Source organism: Streptomyces sp. NPDC021356, from assembly GCF_040641015.1.
Taxonomy (GTDB): Bacteria; Actinomycetota; Actinomycetes; order Streptomycetales; family Streptomycetaceae; genus Streptomyces.
This window is the reverse complement of sequence record NZ_JBFACU010000009.1, coordinates 107,325-125,042: the sequence shown is the minus strand read 5'-3', so window position 1 is coordinate 125,042 and position 17,718 is coordinate 107,325. Positions and strand designations below refer to the sequence as shown.

Genomic DNA, 17,718 nt, shown 5'->3' with positions numbered 1-17,718 from the left:
CCGTGGATGCGTCTGCTCAAGCGCGAACGGGGAGTCGGCGGTAGCCAGGGGCCGGTGGTGAGGAGCCGGGTGAGGGCGTCGAGGTGGTCGAGGCCGTGCTTGGCGGCGGTGGACAGGTAGGTCCAGATGACGGCGAAGTTGGTGAATGTTCCAGGGTCCGCCAGCAGCCGGAGACTCGCTGGCGGACCTTCGAGCCCCTCACCTCCAGGTCGGCCGGGTTGTTCGTGAAGGGGATCGTCAGGTCGTGGGTGAAGGGCAGGATCATGTCGCGATGCTTGTCGAACCGGCTGGCCAGGGTTGGGGCTCGCTGCGGCAGCGGGGTCTTGGCGAGGCGTTGTCCGCACGGATCGCGGCGATTGCGCTCGCGTGGCGGCAGCCTCAAACGCGTTCTGAGGCCGCTGAGTTCCGGGGCCGTTCCGGTGGTCCAGGGGGTGCCTCAGAGGGCGCCGACCCCAGTACCGACGTTTGACGAGGCCTCACTCCCGCCCCGAAGTAACCACCGCCAGCACCCCCGCCGCCACCCCCGCGATCAGCAGCGGTGTGCCCAGGTCGCGGTGGACGACCAGCCAGGCGCCGAGGACCGCGCCCGCCAGCATGGCGAACACGGACGCCGTGCGGCGTGGGGAGCGGTGGCCGGAGCCGCCGCCCGCGCGGGAGTCGGAGGCGAGGCCCGTCAGGGTCATCGTGAGGACCGTCGTCGTCAGGTCGGGCACGCCCAGCTTGCGGACGGTGGCGTTGCGCAGGCCCATCGCGAAGGCGGTGAGCGCGATCAGCGCGTACGTCGTGCCGGTGGCGCCCGGCGCGGCGAAGGCGACCACCGCCGAGACCCCGACCAGGACCGCCTCCGCGGCCAGCGTGACCCGTGCCCAGGTGCGGCGCGAGCCGCCGCCGTAGCGGACCGCTACCCGGCCGCCGGTCAGCGCGCCCACCAGGAAGCACACCAGCGAGGTGAGGGTGTGCGGCACCGAGAAGCCGGGGGCACCCGCGGCGGCGAAGCCGAGGACGACCACGTTCCCGGTCATGTTGGCGGTGAAGACGTGCCCGAGCCCCAGATAGCTCACCGCGTCGATGATCCCGCTGACCACGGTCAGCCCCAGCAGCACCGGCACCAGGGGCAGCCCCCGCGCCTCGGGGTCGGCGTCTTCCGGCCGCGCGTCCTGTGCGCCCTCCGCTGTCATCGAACCTCCGGTCACCTGGACGGGCAGGGGTGTCATCAAGTCCACCATGGAGGCGGGGGAGTCTCGGATGTCCGGGCGCCCCGCGTGTCCGTAGCGTCTGGGACATGACGAAGCACATGAACAACACGTGTGAATCGCAGGGTGGTTGGCGGGTGCGGCGCGGGCTCGCCGCCTCGGCCGCGCTGCTGCTCGCCTCCCTCGCCGTCGCCCCCGCGGCGACCGCCGCCACGGCCACCGGCGGTACCGCCCCGTCCGTCACCTCCGCCCACGCCGACAGCAGAGGCCGGGGCACGCTGCTGTCAGTCGTCCCGGTCGCCGCGCACAGCCGCGCCGGGGTCGTGCGGTACCTGGCCGCCCTGCCCATGGACACCGGCACCGTCCGGTACGGCGTACGGGCGTACCGGCTGACGTACCGCACCGTCGACCCCCACGGCCGCCCCACCACCGCCACCGGACTGCTCACGCTCCCCGAGGGCGGCGGGCGGCGGCTGAGCCTGGTTTCGGACACGCACGGCACCATGGTCGACCGGGACTACGCACCGTCCGTGGCGGAGGACGGACGGGCGCAGTCGTACCTCTTCGCGTCGGCCGGGCACGCGGTCGCCGCACCCGACTACCTCGGGCTCGGCAAGGGGCCGGGCGTCCACCCGTACATGGACACGCGCTCGGCGGTGACCGCCTCGGTGGACATGCTGCGGGCGGCCCGCACGGCGGCGGCCGGGCTGGGGCGGACGGTGACCGGGGACGTGTACGTGACCGGGTTCTCGCAGGGCGGGCAGGTCGCGATGGCGCTCGGCCGGGCCCTCCAGGAGGGCGCCGACCGGCACTTCCGGCTGCGGGCGCTCGCGCCGGTCAGCGGGCCCTACGACCTGGCGGGCACGGAGACGCCGGCGCTCACCGACGGCCGGGTCAACGACATCAGCGGTGTGTTCTACATGTCGTACTTCCTCGTCGCGCAGAACCGGCTGCACCCCATCTACAAGGACCCCGCCGAGGCCTTCCGCGCGCCCTACGCGGACCGGGTCGAAGCACTCTTCGACGGGCGGCACACCGAGGAGGAGGTGATCCCGCAGCTCGCGCCGAACGTGCGGGAACTGCTGACGGACCGCTTCTACGCGCAGCTCACCCACCCGAGCGGCGGACTCGCACAGGCGCTGAAGGCCAACGACGGCACCTGTGACTGGAAGCCGGCCGTGCCGGTGCGGCTGTACGCGGGGAGCGGGGACACGGACGTGCCCATCGGCAACGCCCGCAGCTGCTCCCGCGCGCTGGCCGGGCACGGGGTGACGGCCCCGGTCATGGACCAGGGGCAGGTCGACCACGGCGGTTCGGCATACGCCTCGCTGCCGAAGATCGCGCGGTGGTTCGGCTCGCTGGAGGACGGCCGCACGAGGTAGACCGCGGGGCAGGCACCACGCGTGCGGACATGGTGAAGGCGGCGGCCCGGGGATCGGGGCCGCCGCCTTCACGACTGCGCGTGCGGGTGGCCCGCGCCGGGTGGGTCGCACCCGGGGGCTCACACCGCGCGGTCGGCTCAGTACCAGCCGTTGGCCTGCCAGAAGTTCCAGGCGGCGGCCGGGCTGCCGTAGCGGGAGTTCATGTAGTTGAGACCCCACTTGATCTGGGTCTTGGGGTTGTTCTTCCAGTCCGCGCCGGCCGAGGACATCTTCGAGGCCGGGAGTGCCTGGACCAGGCCGTAGGCGCCGGAGGAGGCGTTGGTCGCGTGCGGGTTCCAGCCGCTCTCGTGCTCGACGATGTGGCTGAAGGCGTTGAACTGGGCGTCGTCCGGGATCATCTGGTGCGCGATCGTCTTCGCGTCGCCGCCCGAGGCGGTGGTGGCCGCGTGCGCGGGGGCGGCGGTGAGGGCCATGCCGACGGTGGCGGCGGCCACGGCGGCGGTGGAGAGGGCCTTCTTCGGAGTGGCGATGCGGCTGATGAAGGAGACGGACACGGAGAACCTCTTGCGTCGGGGACAGGGGGCCGCCGGCAGCCGGAGCCCGTGGGAGCGGGGGAGGAGCTGCCTGGTGCCGCGACCCCGGGGGACCGTCGGCTCCTGGCGACGTCGTCCAGAGAAGCAGGCGCGAAATCCGTCCGCAAGAAGCCCTTTTACTAGTGGTCGTCGCATCCTGGGTGATCCGTCCGCATGTGAGCGGCGTCTCAAAGCCCAGGTGGACGCGCGTAAAGCCGCGTGCATGACAGAGGGTCGGGGCTACGGTCCGGCATCGTAGGTGAGCCACGTCATGTGGGGGGCCTCACCGGGGCCGTCACCGAGGGGTCGGCGGGACTCACCGGCGGTTCACCGCCGGAGGCGGCCCGCGGGGCGTCGAAGGTGACCGGCGTCTCGAAGGCGGCCCGGCGGGTGGCCCGGCGCAGCGCCCGCAGCACCGCAGGGCCCACCACGAGCGTCAGGACGACCGTGACGACGGCCCGGCCCAGGTCCCAGCCGAGCGAGGTGGCCAGGCAGTACGCGACGAAACGGGCCAGGTTCGCGGGGACGGCGGCGTGCGGGTCGAAGGCGATGGAGGAGGCGAGGGTGCCCATGAACGGCCAGCCCGCGAGGTTCATGACCGTGCCGTAGGCGAACGCGGCGGCGAACCCGTACAACGCCAGCATCAGCAGCTCCGTACGGCCGCGCAGCCGGTCCGGGCCCGGCAGCAGACCGGCGCCCATGGTGAACCAGCCCATCGCCACCATCTGGAACGGCATCCACGGACCCACCCCGCCGGTGAGCAGCGCGGACGCGAACATCGTCACCGAGCCCAGCACGTACCCGAAGCCCGGTCCGAGCACGCGCCCGCTCAGCACCATCAGGAAGAACATCGGCTCCAGGCCCGCCGTCCCGGCCCCGATCGGGCGCAGCGCGGCCCCGGTCGCCGCCAGCACGCCGAGCATGGCGACCGCCTTCGGGCCGAGACCCGACTCCGCGATGGTCGCGGCGACGACGGCGACGAGCAGGACGAGCAGGCCCGCGAAGAGCCAGGGGGCGTCCTGCGCGTGCGCGCTGAGCTGGGCGGTCGGCGGGGCCAGGAAGGGCCATGTGAAAGCGGCCACACCGACGGCGCTGACCAGGGCGAGGGCGGCCAGCGAGCGGGGGCCGAGCCGGACGGCGCGCGCCTGGCGGCCCGGCCGCGCGGCGGGTCGCAGGGCCGGTGTGGTCATTTCAGCGCCTCGCGGACCTGCGAGACCGTGAGCCAGCGCTGCGGAGCGAGGATCTTGGTGACCTGAGGGGCGTAGGACGGGGAGGAGACGACCACCTCGGCCATGGGGCCGTCGGCGATCACCTCGCCCTCGGCGAGCAGCACGACCCGGTGGGCGAGTTCCGCGGCCAGTTCCACGTCGTGCGTGGCCAGCACGATGGCGTGCCCCTCGGCCGCCAGGTCGCGCAGCACGGCGACCAGGCGGCTCTTGGCGCCGTAGTCGAGGCCGCGGGTCGGCTCGTCCAGGAGCAGCAGCGGCGGGCGCGCGGCCAGGACCACCGCGAGCGCGAGCGCGAGCCGCTGGCCCTCGGACAGGTCGCGCGGGTGGGTGGCATCGGCCACGCCGGGCAGCAGTTCGCGGACCAGGTCGCGGCAGGTGCCGGGCGCCGCGTGCGCGTCCCGGTCGGCCGCCTCGCACTCGGCGGCGACCGTGTCGGCGTACAGCAGGTCGCGCGGCTCCTGCGGGACCAGGCCGACCCGGCGCACCAGCTCACGCGGCGAGGCGCGGTGCGGGACCGTGCCGCCGACGCGGACCTGTCCGCCGCGCGGCTCCACCAGGCCGACCAGCGAGCCGAGCAGGGTGGACTTGCCGGCGCCGTTGCGGCCCATGAGCGCGACGGTCTCGCCGGGCGAGACGGCCAGATCGACGTGGCGCAGCGCCTGCACACCGTCACGGCGGACGCTGAGGGAGCGGACGTCGGCGGCGACGACGGTACCGGCGGCACCGGCGGCCGGTTCTGTCGTCGTCGTCGCCGTCGCCGTCGCTTTCGCCGTCGCGCGGCCGCGCAGGAGCGTACGGAGCCCCGTCCGGCGGGCCGGGACGGGCGCTGCGGAGCCGGACGCCTCAGGTGTGCCGTGCGCCCGGGACGTGCCGGGTGACCCGGGCGTGCCGGATGCCCCGGGTGCCGTGGGCGGGAGCGGGGCGGGCGCGGGGGCGCGGCCGTTCAGGCGGTCGCGCAGGTCCGCCGCGCGGCGCCGGGCGTCCCGTACCGTCAGCGGCAGCGGCGCCCAGCCCGCCAGCCGGCCCAGCTCCACCACCGGCGGGCACACCGGCGAGACGGCCATGACGTCCGCCGGGGCGCCCAGCAGCGGGGCGGCGCCCGGCTCGGGCAGGAGGACGACCTGGTCGGCGTACTGCACGACCCGTTCCAGGCGGTGCTCGGCCATGAGGACCGTCGTGCCCAGGTCGTGCACGAGCCGCTGGAGGACGGCGAGGACCTCCTCGGCGGCGGCCGGGTCGAGCGCCGAGGTCGGCTCGTCCAGGACGAGGACCTTCGGGTGCGGGGTGAGCACCGAGCCGATCGCGACCCGCTGCTGCTGGCCGCCCGAGAGCGTGGCGATCGGGCGGCCGCGCAGCCCGGCCAGGCCCAGCAGGTCCAGGGTCTCCTCCACCCGGCGCCGCATGACGGCCGGGGCGAGCCCCAGCGACTCCATGCCGTAGGCGAGTTCGTCCTCGACGGTGTCGGTGACGAAGTGGGACAGCGGGTCCTGCCCGACCGTGCCGACGACGTCGGCCAGCTCGCGCGGTTTGTGGGTGCGGGTGTCGCGGCCGGCCACGGTGACCCGGCCGCGCAGGGTGCCGCCGGTGAAGTGCGGCACGAGCCCGCTCACCGCGCCCAGCACGGTGGACTTGCCGACCCCGGACGGGCCGACGAGGAGGACGAGTTCGCCCTCGGGCACCTCGAAGTCGACGGCGCGGACGGTGGGTTCGGCGGCCCCGTCGTACGTCACGGAGACGTCCTCGAAACGGATCACGGCGTCTCCTTGCGCGAGGCGGCGTCCGCGGGTGCCACGAACGCGGGGACCAGGCCCAGCAGCACGGCCGCCGCGGGCCACACCGGCAGGGTGGGGGCGAGAAGCGGCACCCCACCCGGGTGCAGGGCCTCCGGGTCGCGGGCGGCGGCCAGCGTCAGCAGTGCCGCCACGGCCACGCCCGAGCCGGCCACCAGGCAGGAGCGCGGGTTCCAGGTGTCGGGGCGGTAGCGGGTGCGCACCGAGCGCCGGCCACCCAGCCAGAGCCCGGCGAGCGCGGCGGCGAGCCCGGCCAGCAGCACCGGCAGCCCGTAGCTGCCGCCCTCGGCGGTGAGCAGCCCGTACGTTCCCGCGCAGACCCCGAGCAGGCCGCCCAGGGTGAGGGCGGCGGTGGTGCGGCGCACGGCGGGCGCGACCTCGGCGGTGCGGCCGTAGCCGCGGGCGTCCATCGCGGCGGCGAGCGCCACCGAACGCTCCAACGCGCCCTCCAGGACCGGCAGTCCCACGTGCAGCAGGCCGCGCACGCCCCGGTCGGGCCGGCCGCGCAGCCTGCGGGCGGCCCGCAGCCTGCGTCCGTCGGCCACCAGGTGCGGGGCGAACGTGAGCGCGACGACGACGGCCACGCCCGTCTCGTACAGCGCACCGGGCAGGGACTTGAGCAGCCGGGCCGGTGCGGCCAGCGCGTTGGCGGCGCCCACGCAGATCAGCAGCGCGGCCAGCTTCAGGCCGTCGTAGAGGGCGAACAGCAGTCCCTCGGCCGTGACCCGGCCGCCCAGCCGGATGCCCTGCGCCCAGTGCGGCAGCGGGACTTCCGGGAGGGTGACGAGCACGTGCGTGCCGGGGATGGGCGAACCGAGGACCACGGCGAAGAACAGCCGGACGGCCAGGACGGCGAGCGCCAGCCGCAGGAAGGCGCTGTAGGAGCGGGCCGAGGGGGTGTTCGGACGGCACGTCACCACGACGTAGCCGGAGACCGCGAGGAGCAGGGCGAGCAGGAGCGGGTTGGTGGTGCGGGTGGCGCCGGTGCCGAGGGCCAGCGCCCACAGCCACCAGGCCCCCGCGTGGACACGGGGTCCGGAGCGGTGGATGCGCGGACCGGCCAGGCGGGTGCGGGGGCCGGTCCGGTGGGCGCGTGGGCCGGTCCGGTGGGCGCCCGCGCCACCGGTCCCGGTCCCGTCACGCATTCCTGCGCCGCCGGGCCTGCCAGAGGGCCGCCCCGGCGAGGACGACGATCAGGGCGCCGCCCGCGATGAAGCCGACGGACGGGCCGCCGTCGCCGTTCTTGGCGGCCGTGCCGGCCGTGCCGGCCGTGCCGGCCGTGTCCGGGGTCGGCTTGCTGCCCGTGGCCTTCGCTCCGCCGTCCGCCGCGACCTGCTCGCCGCAGCCCTGGCGCGGGTATCCGGAGATCGCGCACAGCAACGCGTTGGTGTCGTACCGCAGGGGCTTGGCGACGGCCGCGAGGGCGTCCGCCGTGGTGGCGTCGGAGGGCACGAGGGCGCAGGCCGTGCGGGGCGCGGGCGGGGTCTCCCCGGAGGGGGCATCGGCCTGGACGCCGAAGTCGAGGACCAGTGCGACGCGCTTGGCACCGCCCCGTGCCGGGGTGCCCGAGCAGATGGCCGCGAAGTCAGCCGTCCCGCGAGGCTTGGCCGCGTCCTTCGAGTCCTGGCTCACCGCGAAGCGGAAGCCCTGCACGTCACCGTCGGCGGGCCGGGCCGTGGACGGCCCTTGCGTGGCGTACGTCCAGCTGCCGCCGTCGCGGTCCCAGAAGGACCAGTAGCGGTACCCGGCCGCCTGGGCCGGGGCGACGGCCGCCGACAGCAGGACCACGGCGGCCAGCAGCAGCGCGGACACCACGGACAGTGCGGACAGCGGGGAGCCGGCGGTCGGCGTGGGCAGGGCGCGGAGGCGGCGGTGTGTCACGGCTGCTGCCTCTTGGCGCGGCTGCCGCGTGTGCCCAGCCAGGCGGCGGCGCCGAGGACGACGACCAGGCAGACCCCGCCGACGATCCACCAGGTGGTGTGGGACGAGCTGTCGCTCTTCTGCGTCGCGTCGCCGCTCGTGCTGCCCGTCGCGGCCTGCTGCGGCGCCGGGCCGGTCGCGTTCAGCGCCTTGACCAGGTCGAGGCCGCCGAAGGCGCGCGGGTCGGTGCCGGTGGCGTGGGCGGCGAAGACCAGCTGGGCGTAGGCGGCCGGACCGCTCTGCGCCGCCCAGCTCCCGGCGTTCTTCTTCAGCCACTCCAGCGGCCTCCGCGCCTGTCCCGCACCGCCCTGCGCGGCGAGCGCGACGACCGCGTCGGCGGTGTTGCCGTAGTCGGGCTGGGCGGTGGCGCCGGGGAGCGCCGAGGTGAGGTGGCCGTCCTTGGCGACGGCGTGTGCGAGGTAGGCGGCGCCGCCCGCGGCGGCCCGCGCCGGGGTGGCGGTACCGGAGCCGGTGCAGCGGGCCGCGTCACCCGTCTTCCTCTGCGGCGTGGCGGCCAGTCCCTGACCGAGCGCGGCGACCACACCGGCGGCGGTCGCGTCCGCGTTGGCGGCGAGCTTGCCGTGCTTGTCGGGCTGGTAGGCGAACGCGCCCGCACCGTCACCCGTGCACGGCAGGGCCAGCTTCAGCAGGGCGTCGTAGGGGGACTTGCCGTCCTTGACGACGGACGCGGGCTTCTCGCCCACGGCGGCGAGGGCGCCGACGACGACCGAGGTCGAGTTGGCGTCGCTGGGCCCGCCGGGCGCGTACCCCCAGCCGCCGTCCTTGTTCTGCACGGACTTCAGCCAGGAGACGGCCTTGCCGGTCACCGCGTCGTGGCCGCCGAGCGCGGCGAGCGCCTGGACGGCGGCGGCCGTGCTGTTGGAGTCGACGGCCGTCCTGGCGTCGCACCCGTGCGCCGGGTCGGCGCGGAAGGGCGCGAACGCGCCGCTCGCGCACTGCTGCCCGGCCAGCCAGTCCACGGCCCGCGCGGCGGGCCGCACCCCCACGGTGTGCTGCGCGAGCAGCGCGAGGGACTGCCGCCAGACGCCGTCGTACTTCGGGTCGGTGCTTCCGTACAGCCCCGGCGGGAGCGCGGGGGAGGCGGAGGGGGACGGGGAGGAGTCGGCGACGGCGGCCTGCGCCGGGACACCGATCACGGCGACGGCGGCGACGGCGGCCAGGGCCGCTGCGCTGCGGCGTATGTTCATGATCGGCGGAAGCCTCTCCCTGTGGGGAGCCGGACAGCACGGGACACCCCGGCGGCTCGGCTCCGTATCCCTCGACGGTGCCGTACGGCGGCGGGCTGCCGGCGTACGCGAGCCGCTCACGCGCGCGCCCGGGGCATTCCGGCTCGCCGCCACGTGGGCGGTCTACGGTTGCGGGTCAGCGCCGGATTCGCACCGGCTTCCCCCCGGACAGGCGTGAAACGACCGGGCCACTCTACCGGCCCGGCCGGCGGCGGCCACGGGGTGGCCGTGGGGGCCTGCGGCCACGGGCCGGCGGGCGCTGGGGCTACGGGCCCGGGCGCTGTGGCTACAGACCCGGGGTGGGTCCGCCGAACGGCAGGCGCAGGGTCCGGGAGACCAGCAGCCACTCACCGTCGCCGGTCCGGCGGAAGACGTCGGCGTAGTCACCGACCTGGACGGGCGGGCCGGGCGGCACCATGCCGCGGGCGGCGCTGTGGCCGTCGACGCGGTAGGTGGTGAAGTACGAGGTGGCCGTCGCCGTGTCCGCGGAGGCCACCGTGACGAGGACGTTGGACATCACGCGGCGCGAGAGCCGGCCCGCCGGGCGGGAGCCGAAGTACGTCCGCAGGGCGTCACGCCCCTCCACCCGCCTGCCGTCCCCGGGCGGCGGCCACTGCCACACCCCGTCCGGGACGAACAGCTCGGCCACGGAGGCCGGATCGCCCAGGTCCAGGCGGTGGACGAAGTCGACGATCAGTCGTTCGCAGGCGCGTTCGGCGCGGAGGCGCTCAAGAGGGGCCATGTCCATGGGCCCTGCATAGCAGCCGCGCATGGGCGCGGGCGCGCGAAAAACCTACGAGACGGGTTCCCTTCGCCGGTATGGTCCGGATCAGGTGATGGGGGTCGCCTTCCGGTTCTGCTGCGAACCTTCCGGCCTCTCAGCCCTACCGTCGACGTCGGCCCCAGCGGATGCCGTAGCGTCTCGCGGAAGTCGGCTACTCCGGTCGGACTCCCTCACTCGCCTCGTAGGCACTTCCAGGATAGAACGCGCACAGCCTGACGCAATACCTGAAGCCGGGAAAATCCGACTGATCGGCATACATCGGCATACCGGCTATTCGCGCTCGCCCTCGGTCAGGTCGATCAGCCGGCACACCGTCTCGATGTCGACCTGGACCTGCGCGATGGACGCGCGGCCCGAGAGCCAGGTGATCAGGGCCGAGAGCCAGGTGTGCTCGACGACCCGGACCACGGCGAGCTGCTCCGGACCCGGGTCGTCCCGGCCCATCGCGTCCAGGATGATCGTCGTGGTCTGCCGGGAGACCTGGTCGACCTCGGGGCTCGCACTGCGGTCCGCGAAGGTCAGGGCGCGCACCATCGCGTCCGCCAGCTCGGGCTCGCGCTGGAGCGCGAAGAACGCGCGCATCAGCGTCTCCGCCACCCGCTCGGCCGCGCTGTCACCGGCCGGTGGCCGCTTGCGCAGCGTGCCGTGCAGCCGCTCCAGCTGGTCCCGCATCGTGGCGACCAGCAGGTGCACCTTGGACGGGAAGTACCGGTACAGCGTGCCGAGCGCCACCTGCGAGGACTCCGCCACCTCTCGCATCTGCACCGCGTCGAAGCCGCCCCGGCAGGCCAGCTGCGCGCTCGCGCGCAGGATGCGGCGGCGGCGCGCCTCCTGCCGCTCGGTGAGCGGCGGCGCGTCCGACCGGGAGGTACTGGCTTGCGCAGGCATGGGTCGCGCTCCGTGGCAGTCGGTCGAGGGCGGGGGATCGGACGGCGTGGCAGGACTCCGGCCGGGGGAGCGCACGGCCGCGGCCGGACCGGGCAGCGCGCGGCCCGGGGCCATGGCCCGAGCCGTGGCGCGAATCACCCGCTCCCCGGCTCACAGCGCGGCTACCTGCCGGTAGATTCGGAGCCTCCTGAACGATCAAGACGATCAAGTCTGAAACTTGTTCTAGATTAGCGTCCCGGCGTAATCTCGCGGGACGGTGCAGTCAGAAGGGGGCCCTAAGTGACCGCTGAGGCCAGTTGGGCCGGGTCCCCGGCGGACCCCGCCCAGGACGGCGGCCGAGCGCTCAGGATCGCGCTCCTCACCTACAAGGGGAACCCGTTCTGCGGCGGCCAGGGCGTCTACGTACGCCACCTCTCGCGCGAACTGGCCCGCCTCGGCCACCGCGTCGAGGTCATCGGCGCCCAGCCGTACCCCGTCCTCGACGAGGACGACGACCACGCCGGCACGCTGCGCCTGACCGAACTGCCCAGCCTCGACCTCTACCGCCAGCCCGATCCCTTCCGCACTCCGAAGCGCGGCGAGTACCGCGACTGGATCGACGCGCTGGAGGTCGCCACCATGTGGACCGGCGGCTTCCCCGAGCCGCTGACCTTCTCGCTGCGCGCCCGCCGCCACCTGCGCGCCCGCCGCGGCGAGTTCGACGTCGTCCACGACAACCAGACCCTCGGCTACGGCCTCCTCGGCGACGTCGGCGCCCCCCTGGTCACCACCGTCCACCACCCCATCACCGTGGACCGGCAGCTGGAGCTGGACGCCGCGACGACCCGCCAGCGGCAGTGGTCGGTGCGGCGCTGGTACGCCTTCACCCGGATGCAGAAGCGGGTCGCGCGCCGCCTGCCGTCCCTGCTCACCGTCTCCGGCACGTCCCGGCAGGAGATCGTCGACCACCTCGGCGTACGCCCCGACCGCATCCACGTCGTCCACATCGGCGCCGACACCGACCTGTTCTCGCCCGACCCGTCCGTGCCGCAGGTGCCGGGCCGGATCGTGACCACCTCCAGCGCGGACGTACCCCTCAAGGGCCTCGTCTTCCTCGTGGAGGCACTGGCGAAGGTCCGCGCGGAACACCCCAGCGCGCACCTGGTCGTCGTCGGCAAGCAGCCCGCCGAGGGGCCGGTCGCCCAGGCCGTCGAGCGCTACGGCCTGAAGGACGCCGTCGAGTTCGTCAAGGGCATCTCGGACGCCGAACTGGTCGACCTGGTCCGCTCGGCCGAGGTCGCCTGCGTGCCGTCGCTCTACGAGGGCTTCTCGCTGCCGGCCGCCGAGGCGATGGCCACGGGAACACCGCTGGTCGCCACGACCGGCGGCGCCATCCCCGAGGTCGCCGGGCGGGACGGGGAGACCTGCCTGGCGGTGCCGCCGGGCGACGCGGGCGAGCTGGCCGCCGCCCTGACCCGGCTGCTGGGGGACCCCGCGCTGCGGGACCGGCTCGGCCGGGCCGGACGCGAGCGCGTGCTGCGCCACTTCACCTGGGCCCGGGCCGCCGAGGGCACGGTGGCCCGCTACCGCGAGGCCATCGAGGGCGCCGCCCGCCCCGCGCCCAGGTCCCCGTCCCCGTACCGCTCCGCGCCCGCCGCCGCCCACGACGCACCAGCGGCGGCGGCACCGGACGCACCAGCAGCAGACGCATACGAAAGCAGGGCCACGTGCTGACCGTCGACTTCTCCCGGTTCCCGCTCGCCCCGGGCGACCGCGTCCTGGACCTCGGCTGCGGCGGGGGCCGGCACGCGTTCGAGTGCTACCGGCGCGGCGCGCAGGTGGTGGCCCTGGACCAGAACGGCGAGGAGATCCGCGAGGTCGCCAAGTGGTTCGCGGCGATGAAGGAGGCCGGGGAGGCCCCCGCCGGCGCCACCGCCACCGCCATGGAGGGCGACGCCCTCGCGCTGCCCTTCCCCGACGAGTCCTTCGACGTGGTCATCATCTCCGAGGTGATGGAGCACATCCCCGACGACAAGGGCGTCCTCGCCGAGATGGTCCGCGTCCTCAGGCCGGGCGGCCGGATCGCGATCACCGTGCCGCGCTACGGGCCCGAGAAGGTCTGCTGGTCCCTGTCCGACGCCTACCACGAGGTCGAGGGCGGCCACATCCGCATCTACAAGGCGGACGAACTGCTCGCCAGGATCCGCGAGGCGGGCCTGAAGCCGTACGGCACGCACCACGCGCACGCGCTGCACTCGCCGTACTGGTGGCTGAAGTGCGCCTTCGGCGTCGACAACGACCAGGCGCTCCCGGTCAAGGCGTACCACAAGCTGCTGGTCTGGGACATCATGAAGAAACCGCTGGCCACCCGGGTCGCCGAGCAGGCGCTGAACCCGCTGATCGGCAAGAGCTTCGTGGCGTACGCGACCAAGCCGCACCTGCCCCGGGCGGACGCCAAGTGACCACGCCCCGGACAGAACACCTCGTCCTGCCCGGGGTCCTCACCGCCGAGCAGGCCGCCGCGACCGTGGACGGCATCCTCGCCGCCCAGCGTGAGGACGGCGCCATCCCGTGGTTCCGCGGCCACCACCTCGACCCGTGGGACCACACCGAGGCGGCGATGGCGCTGGACGCGGCGGGCGAGCACGAGGCCGCCGCACGCGCCTACGAGTGGCTGGCCCGGCACCAGTTGGGCGACGGCTCCTGGCACGCCGCCTACGCCGACGGCGCCCACGACCACGTCACCGACCGCGGCCGGGAGACCAACTTCGTCGCCTACGTGGCCGTCGGCGTCTGGCACCACTACCTGTCCACCGGCGACGACACCTTCCTCGACCGCATGTGGCCCGTCGTCTACGCCGCCGTCGAGTTCGTGCTGCGCCTGCAGCAGCCCGGCGGACAGATCGGCTGGAAGCGCGAGGACGACGGGACGGGGGCCACGGACGCGCTGCTGACCGGCTCCTCCTCCGTCCACCACGCGCTGTGCTGCGCCCTCGCCATCGCCGAGCAGCGCGAGGAGCCGCAGCCCGACTGGGAGCTGGCGGCCGGCGCGCTGCGGCACGCGATCCGCAGGCACCCGGAGCGGTTCCTGGACAAGGACCGCTACTCGATGGACTGGTACTACCCGGTGCTGGGCGGCGCCGTGACCGGCGTGGAGGCCAAGGCGCGCATCGAGGCGGACTGGGACCGCTTCGTCGTGCCCGGCCTCGGGGTGCGCTGCGTGGTGCCCAACCCGTGGGTGACCGGCGGCGAGTCGGCCGAACTCGCCCTCACCCTGTGGGCGGTGGGCGAGTCCGACCGCGCGCTCGACGTCCTGAAGTCCATCCAGCACCTGCGCGACGCGGAGAGCGGCCTGTACTGGACGGGCTACGTCTTCGAGGACGACGCCATATGGCCGCGCGAGCTGACCACGTGGACCGCCGGGTCCCTGCTCCTCGCGGTCGCCGCGCTCGGCGGCCACGAGGCCACCTGCACGGTCTTCGCGCAGGAGGGCCTGCCCAGGGGGCTGGAGCCGGACTGCTGCGGCTGACGCCGGAGCCGGACTGCTGCGGCTGACGCCGGAGCCGGACTGCTGCGGCTGACGCCGGAGCCGGACCGCAGCGACTGACGCCGGAGCCGGACCGCCGCGACCGAGGACCGGCGGCCCTTCGTCCGTCCGGTCGTCAGCCCCGGTGGATGCGGTTGGCGATGGCGTGGCCGACGAAGAGGTACACGACGGCGGCCAGGCCGTAGCCCGCGACCACCCGTGCCCAGGCCGCGTCGAAGGTGAACAGGTCACGGGACCAGCCGGCGAGCCAGTCGGCCGCGTGATGGACGAACCGCACCAGGTCGTTGGCCCGGTTCGCGTCCAACAGGTACATCAGGATCCACAGTCCGAGGATGACGGCCATGATGTCGGCGACCACCGCGATGACCGTACCGGCGGAGCCGGAACCCGTGCGATATCGAGGGGACATGCCCTTGCGTCTGGCCGCGTGTGCCCGGTTGAAACCCCGGGCGCCTACGGAAAGTCAGTCGCACCTCACGGAAGGTGTCCTGTTTCGGTCGGTATGACGTGGTTCACACGGACCTCTGGAGTACCCGGAGCAACACCTTTCGGAGGACACCGTGCCCGTACCGATACGGCGCCTCGCTGTGGCGCTCACCCTGTGCTGCGCCCTGCTCGCCGGCTCCACCACCGCGTGGGCCACGGGCCAGGGCGACGGGAGGCAGACCAGTCCCACGGTCGCGGTCGCCGCGGCCACGCCCAGCCCGAGCACCTCTGCCGAGCGGCAGAAGTTCGCCAAGACCCGCTTCGTGGCGAACGCGGGCCTCGCGGCCGGCGCGACCTACAAGTGGATCGTCAAACCGTACAAGGAAGGCAAGTTCAAGAAGGGCGCGAAGCATCGCAAGACGTCCCTCGCCAAGGCCGCCCTGGCCGGCGCGTTCACGTACAACCGGCTCAAGGCGGCCGAACGCAACGCCAAGGGCGACCCGACGCTGTCGAAGGCGCTCGCACCGCTCAGCGCGGCCATCGCCAACCTGAAGGACCTGCCGTCCAAGCTGCGCAAGGGCGACGGCTCGGCGGCGAACAGCTTCAACGACACCATCGGCAAGGTGAAGGACGCCGGCAAGAGCGCGGGTGCCCCGGTCAAGGACAAGGTGCCCACCCCCTCCCAACTGAGGAGCGGCGCCAATTCCAGCTCCTGACGGCCCGTTCGAACACGGCGACGGCCCCCCGTTCCCGCGAGGTCCGCGGGGACGGGGGGCCGTGGAGCCGTAGCGGCGAAGAGGCCGTCGACCGTCAGCCGCGCTGGATGTTCGAGGTGTCCCGCAGGACACCCCGGCGGCCGTCCTGCATCTCGGTCAGCAGGCCCTGGCCGCGCTGCTCGACCGCCAAGTACCAGACACCCGGGTTCAGTTCGGCCATCGGCGTCGGCGCGCTGTCCTCCGCGAACAGCGGACGCGGCGCCGGCACGGCGAACCAGAACGGCGAGAAGGCGGGCGCCGGCTGCGCACCGCCGGCCGGGGCCGCGGCCGGAGTCGGCTGGCCCGGCTGCGGCTGACCGCCGAAGGACGCGCCGGGCTGCGGCTGACCGCCGTACGACGGCTGCGGGGCGCCCGGGGCCCCCGGGTAGCCGTAACCGTCCTGCGGCTGCGCGCCGTAGGGGTGCGGGGCGACCGGCTTCGGCGCCGGGACGAGCGCGGCCTGGAGGGCGGGGACCAGCGGAGTGGCGATCGCCGCGCCCGCGAGGACGAGGGCGGCGATGAAGCCGAGGACCAGGCCCGAACCCGCGGCGGTGGAGTCCACCAGGGTCCAGAACAGGATCCACGCCACGAGCACCGTGAACGCCGAGCCCACTGTGCCCAGTTCGAGACCGGCCACCTTGCGCGGCTGGGGCAGGCAGCGCTGCACGACGACCAGAGCCGCACCGATCACCCCGCCCATGTAGACGCCGAGGCCCGTACCGAGACCGTCCCAGGCGTTCTGGTTGAGGTAGGTGTCGTAGAGGCGGAGGAACGACGCGATGAACAGCAACACCGCTGCTCCGATCACCACGCCGTCGCCCCGAGTGAGGGAGCGGATGTTCACTTCAGGTCCTTCAGGTCGTCTCGTCGTCGTAGAGGCGTCGCTGTCGCCAGGTCGCTGTTGCCGGGTCCTGGCGTGAAGCGCGGGGGTGGCCCCTCATCGTACGGGTGACACTATCGCCCGTACGGCGGACCTGTCCGCCGGGATGGGGGCGCCGGTCACGACTGGCGCAGGAAACTCACGATTCCCTCAGACATTCCCTCCGCCGCCTTCTGCCGCCAGGCTCCGCTGGTCAGCAGCGACGCGTCCGTCCTGTCGCGCATGTTGCCGCACTCGATGAACACCTTCGGAACCGTTGACAGATTGAGACCGCCCAGGTCCTTCCGCGTGACGAGCCCGGTGCCGCCGCCCAGGTAGTTGGAGGGCGGCTCCCCGGTGGCCCGCAGGAAGGTGCCCGCCACCCGTTCGCCCAGGTCGCGGGAGGCGGCGGCGATCGGGCGGGTGTCGGCCGCGCCGTCGTGGACGGCCGCCGGGAGGATCACGTGGAAGCCGCGGTTGCCGGCCGCCGACCCGTCGGCGTGGATGGAGATCGCCGCGTCGGCGTGCGCGGTGTCGCCGATCCGGGCGCGTTCGTCCACGCACGGGCCCCAGCCGGGGGAGCCGTCGTCGTGGGTCAGCTTCACCGTGGCGCCCTGCCGTTCCAGCAGGGTGCGCAGCCGGTGGGCCACGTCCAGGGTGAACCGGGCCTCGGCGTAACCGGAATTGGTGGAGGTGCCGGTGGTGTCGCACTCCTTCCAGTTGGTGCCGATGTTCACCTTGCGGTCGATCTCGGAGGTGTGCCGGAAGTTGCCGGGGTTGTGGCCCGGGTCGATGACGACGACCTTGCCCCGGAGGGTGCCCGGGGCACCGCCGGCGGGCTTCCCGTCGTCACCGGAGGGAGCGGCCGACGACGGGGAAGAAGAGTGCGCCGACACCTTCCCCGAGGGCGAGGGCGAGGGCGAGGACGACGAAGGGGACGGGGCGGCTCCGGCCGCTCGGCCCGAGCCGCCGTCCGCGTCTCCCGAGGCGCCCACCGCCTCGTACCCGAGCCAGCCCAGCAGCCCGCCGCACACCAGAGCGGCGACGGCGACGGCCGGCCCGCGCCGCGCGCGCCAGGGACGGTCGGGGCGGTCGGGGCGATCGGGACGTGGGGGTTCGAAGCCGGGGCCTGCGTACGACACGACTG

At 74.2% G+C, this 17,718-nt stretch carries 17 protein-coding genes, 1 pseudogene and 2 riboswitches; of the genes and pseudogenes, 5 read left to right on the top strand and 13 right to left on the bottom strand.

Going from position 1 to position 17,718, the window contains the following annotated elements; genetic code table 11:
• Window positions 1–35: 35 nt before the first annotated feature.
• Window positions 36–382 (bottom strand): annotated as a pseudogene (locus AB0G56_RS14360) (transposase); the annotation flags it as partial.
• A gap of 94 nt (window positions 383–476) precedes the next feature.
• Window positions 477–1,178, bottom strand: coding sequence for a YoaK family protein (locus AB0G56_RS14355; protein WP_360969100.1), 702 nt, complete (start codon window positions 1,176–1,178; stop codon window positions 477–479).
• Between the two features lie 104 nt (window positions 1,179–1,282).
• Here AB0G56_RS14355 and AB0G56_RS14350 point away from each other — a divergent pair, with 104 nt between their 5' ends.
• Window positions 1,283–2,575 (top strand): alpha/beta hydrolase, encoded by a 1,293-nt coding sequence (locus AB0G56_RS14350; protein ID WP_360968690.1) that lies wholly within the window; start codon window positions 1,283–1,285, stop codon window positions 2,573–2,575.
• Between the two features lie 137 nt (window positions 2,576–2,712).
• On the opposite strand, the gene AB0G56_RS14345 is transcribed toward AB0G56_RS14350, so the two are convergent.
• The 8 genes from AB0G56_RS14345 to AB0G56_RS14310 all read right to left on the bottom strand — a co-directional run bounded on the left by AB0G56_RS14345 (window position 2,713) and on the right by AB0G56_RS14310 (window position 11,005).
• Window positions 2,713–3,129, bottom strand: a complete 417-nt coding sequence (locus tag AB0G56_RS14345; protein WP_360968687.1) for a transglycosylase SLT domain-containing protein — start codon at window positions 3,127–3,129, stop codon at window positions 2,713–2,715.
• 287 nt (window positions 3,130–3,416) lie between these two features.
• A complete protein-coding gene (locus AB0G56_RS14340; protein ID WP_360968684.1) occupies window positions 3,417–4,337 on the bottom strand; it encodes an ECF transporter S component in 921 nt (306 codons plus the stop codon).
• A complete protein-coding gene (locus tag AB0G56_RS14335; RefSeq protein ID WP_360968681.1) occupies window positions 4,334–6,130 on the bottom strand; it encodes an ATP-binding cassette domain-containing protein in 1,797 nt (598 codons plus the stop codon). Before AB0G56_RS14335 ends, AB0G56_RS14340 begins: the two co-directional genes overlap by 4 nt.
• A complete protein-coding gene (locus AB0G56_RS14330) occupies window positions 6,127–7,311 on the bottom strand; it encodes a CbiQ family ECF transporter T component (RefSeq protein ID WP_360968678.1) in 1,185 nt (394 codons plus the stop codon). Before AB0G56_RS14330 ends, AB0G56_RS14335 begins: the two co-directional genes overlap by 4 nt.
• Complete coding sequence (locus AB0G56_RS14325; protein WP_360969097.1) at window positions 7,304–7,981, bottom strand: SCO2322 family protein; 678 nt, start codon at window positions 7,979–7,981, stop codon at window positions 7,304–7,306. The genes AB0G56_RS14330 and AB0G56_RS14325 overlap by 8 nt, the downstream gene beginning before the upstream one ends.
• A 62-nt stretch (window positions 7,982–8,043) precedes the next feature.
• Window positions 8,044–9,294, bottom strand: coding sequence for a prenyltransferase/squalene oxidase repeat-containing protein (locus tag AB0G56_RS14320; protein WP_360968676.1), 1,251 nt, complete (start codon window positions 9,292–9,294; stop codon window positions 8,044–8,046).
• A gap of 131 nt (window positions 9,295–9,425) precedes the next feature.
• A riboswitch (cobalamin riboswitch) is annotated at window positions 9,426–9,497 on the bottom strand.
• A 122-nt stretch (window positions 9,498–9,619) separates the two neighbouring features.
• Window positions 9,620–10,081, bottom strand: coding sequence for a nuclear transport factor 2 family protein (locus tag AB0G56_RS14315; protein WP_360968673.1), 462 nt, complete (start codon window positions 10,079–10,081; stop codon window positions 9,620–9,622).
• Between the two features lie 41 nt (window positions 10,082–10,122).
• A riboswitch (TPP riboswitch) is annotated at window positions 10,123–10,299 on the bottom strand.
• A gap of 88 nt (window positions 10,300–10,387) precedes the next feature.
• Complete coding sequence (locus tag AB0G56_RS14310) at window positions 10,388–11,005, bottom strand: TetR family transcriptional regulator (RefSeq protein WP_360968670.1); 618 nt, start codon at window positions 11,003–11,005, stop codon at window positions 10,388–10,390.
• 279 nt (window positions 11,006–11,284) lie between these two features.
• Here AB0G56_RS14310 and AB0G56_RS14305 point away from each other — a divergent pair, with 279 nt between their 5' ends.
• Genes AB0G56_RS14305 through AB0G56_RS14295 form a run of 3 tightly spaced genes read left to right on the top strand, consistent with a single transcriptional unit; the run spans window position 11,285 to window position 14,513 of the window.
• Window positions 11,285–12,718, top strand: coding sequence for a glycosyltransferase family 4 protein (locus tag AB0G56_RS14305; protein WP_360968667.1), 1,434 nt, complete (start codon window positions 11,285–11,287; stop codon window positions 12,716–12,718).
• The gene (locus tag AB0G56_RS14300) at window positions 12,712–13,446 is read left to right on the top strand and encodes a class I SAM-dependent methyltransferase (RefSeq protein WP_360968664.1); all 735 of its coding nucleotides are present in this window, start codon (window positions 12,712–12,714) and stop codon (window positions 13,444–13,446) included. Before AB0G56_RS14305 ends, AB0G56_RS14300 begins: the two co-directional genes overlap by 7 nt.
• Entirely contained in the window at window positions 13,443–14,513 is a 1,071-nt protein-coding gene (locus AB0G56_RS14295; protein WP_360968662.1) for a prenyltransferase/squalene oxidase repeat-containing protein, read from the top strand. Before AB0G56_RS14300 ends, AB0G56_RS14295 begins: the two co-directional genes overlap by 4 nt.
• A gap of 133 nt (window positions 14,514–14,646) precedes the next feature.
• Here the strand turns inward: AB0G56_RS14295 and AB0G56_RS14290 are convergent, their stop codons facing one another.
• Complete coding sequence (locus AB0G56_RS14290; protein WP_360968659.1) at window positions 14,647–14,940, bottom strand: hypothetical protein; 294 nt, start codon at window positions 14,938–14,940, stop codon at window positions 14,647–14,649.
• A 151-nt stretch (window positions 14,941–15,091) separates the two neighbouring features.
• On the opposite strand from AB0G56_RS14290, the gene AB0G56_RS14285 reads away from it, so the two are divergent.
• The gene (locus tag AB0G56_RS14285) at window positions 15,092–15,673 is read left to right on the top strand and encodes a hypothetical protein (RefSeq protein ID WP_360968656.1); all 582 of its coding nucleotides are present in this window, start codon (window positions 15,092–15,094) and stop codon (window positions 15,671–15,673) included.
• 94 nt (window positions 15,674–15,767) lie between these two features.
• On the opposite strand, the gene AB0G56_RS14280 is transcribed toward AB0G56_RS14285, so the two are convergent.
• Window positions 15,768–16,556, bottom strand: a complete 789-nt coding sequence (locus tag AB0G56_RS14280; RefSeq protein ID WP_360968653.1) for a hypothetical protein — start codon at window positions 16,554–16,556, stop codon at window positions 15,768–15,770.
• Between the two features lie 155 nt (window positions 16,557–16,711).
• Complete coding sequence (locus tag AB0G56_RS14275; RefSeq protein WP_360968651.1) at window positions 16,712–17,713, bottom strand: N-acetylmuramoyl-L-alanine amidase; 1,002 nt, start codon at window positions 17,711–17,713, stop codon at window positions 16,712–16,714.
• Window positions 17,714–17,718: the final 5 nt, after the last annotated feature.

Coding starts and splice junctions, on each gene's coding strand:
- AB0G56_RS14355 (WP_360969100.1), bottom strand. CDS start 1,178: ATGACAGCGGAGGGCGCACAGGACGCGCGGCCGGAAGACGCCGACCCC.
- AB0G56_RS14350 (WP_360968690.1), top strand. CDS start 1,283: ATGACGAAGCACATGAACAACACGTGTGAATCGCAGGGTGGTTGGCGG.
- AB0G56_RS14340 (WP_360968684.1), bottom strand. CDS start 4,337: ATGACCACACCGGCCCTGCGACCCGCCGCGCGGCCGGGCCGCCAGGCG.
- AB0G56_RS14330 (WP_360968678.1), bottom strand. CDS start 7,311: ATGCGTGACGGGACCGGGACCGGTGGCGCGGGCGCCCACCGGACCGGC.
- AB0G56_RS14320 (WP_360968676.1), bottom strand. CDS start 9,294: ATGAACATACGCCGCAGCGCAGCGGCCCTGGCCGCCGTCGCCGCCGTC.
- AB0G56_RS14315 (WP_360968673.1), bottom strand. CDS start 10,081: ATGGACATGGCCCCTCTTGAGCGCCTCCGCGCCGAACGCGCCTGCGAA.
- AB0G56_RS14310 (WP_360968670.1), bottom strand. CDS start 11,005: ATGCCTGCGCAAGCCAGTACCTCCCGGTCGGACGCGCCGCCGCTCACC.
- AB0G56_RS14290 (WP_360968659.1), bottom strand. CDS start 14,940: ATGTCCCCTCGATATCGCACGGGTTCCGGCTCCGCCGGTACGGTCATC.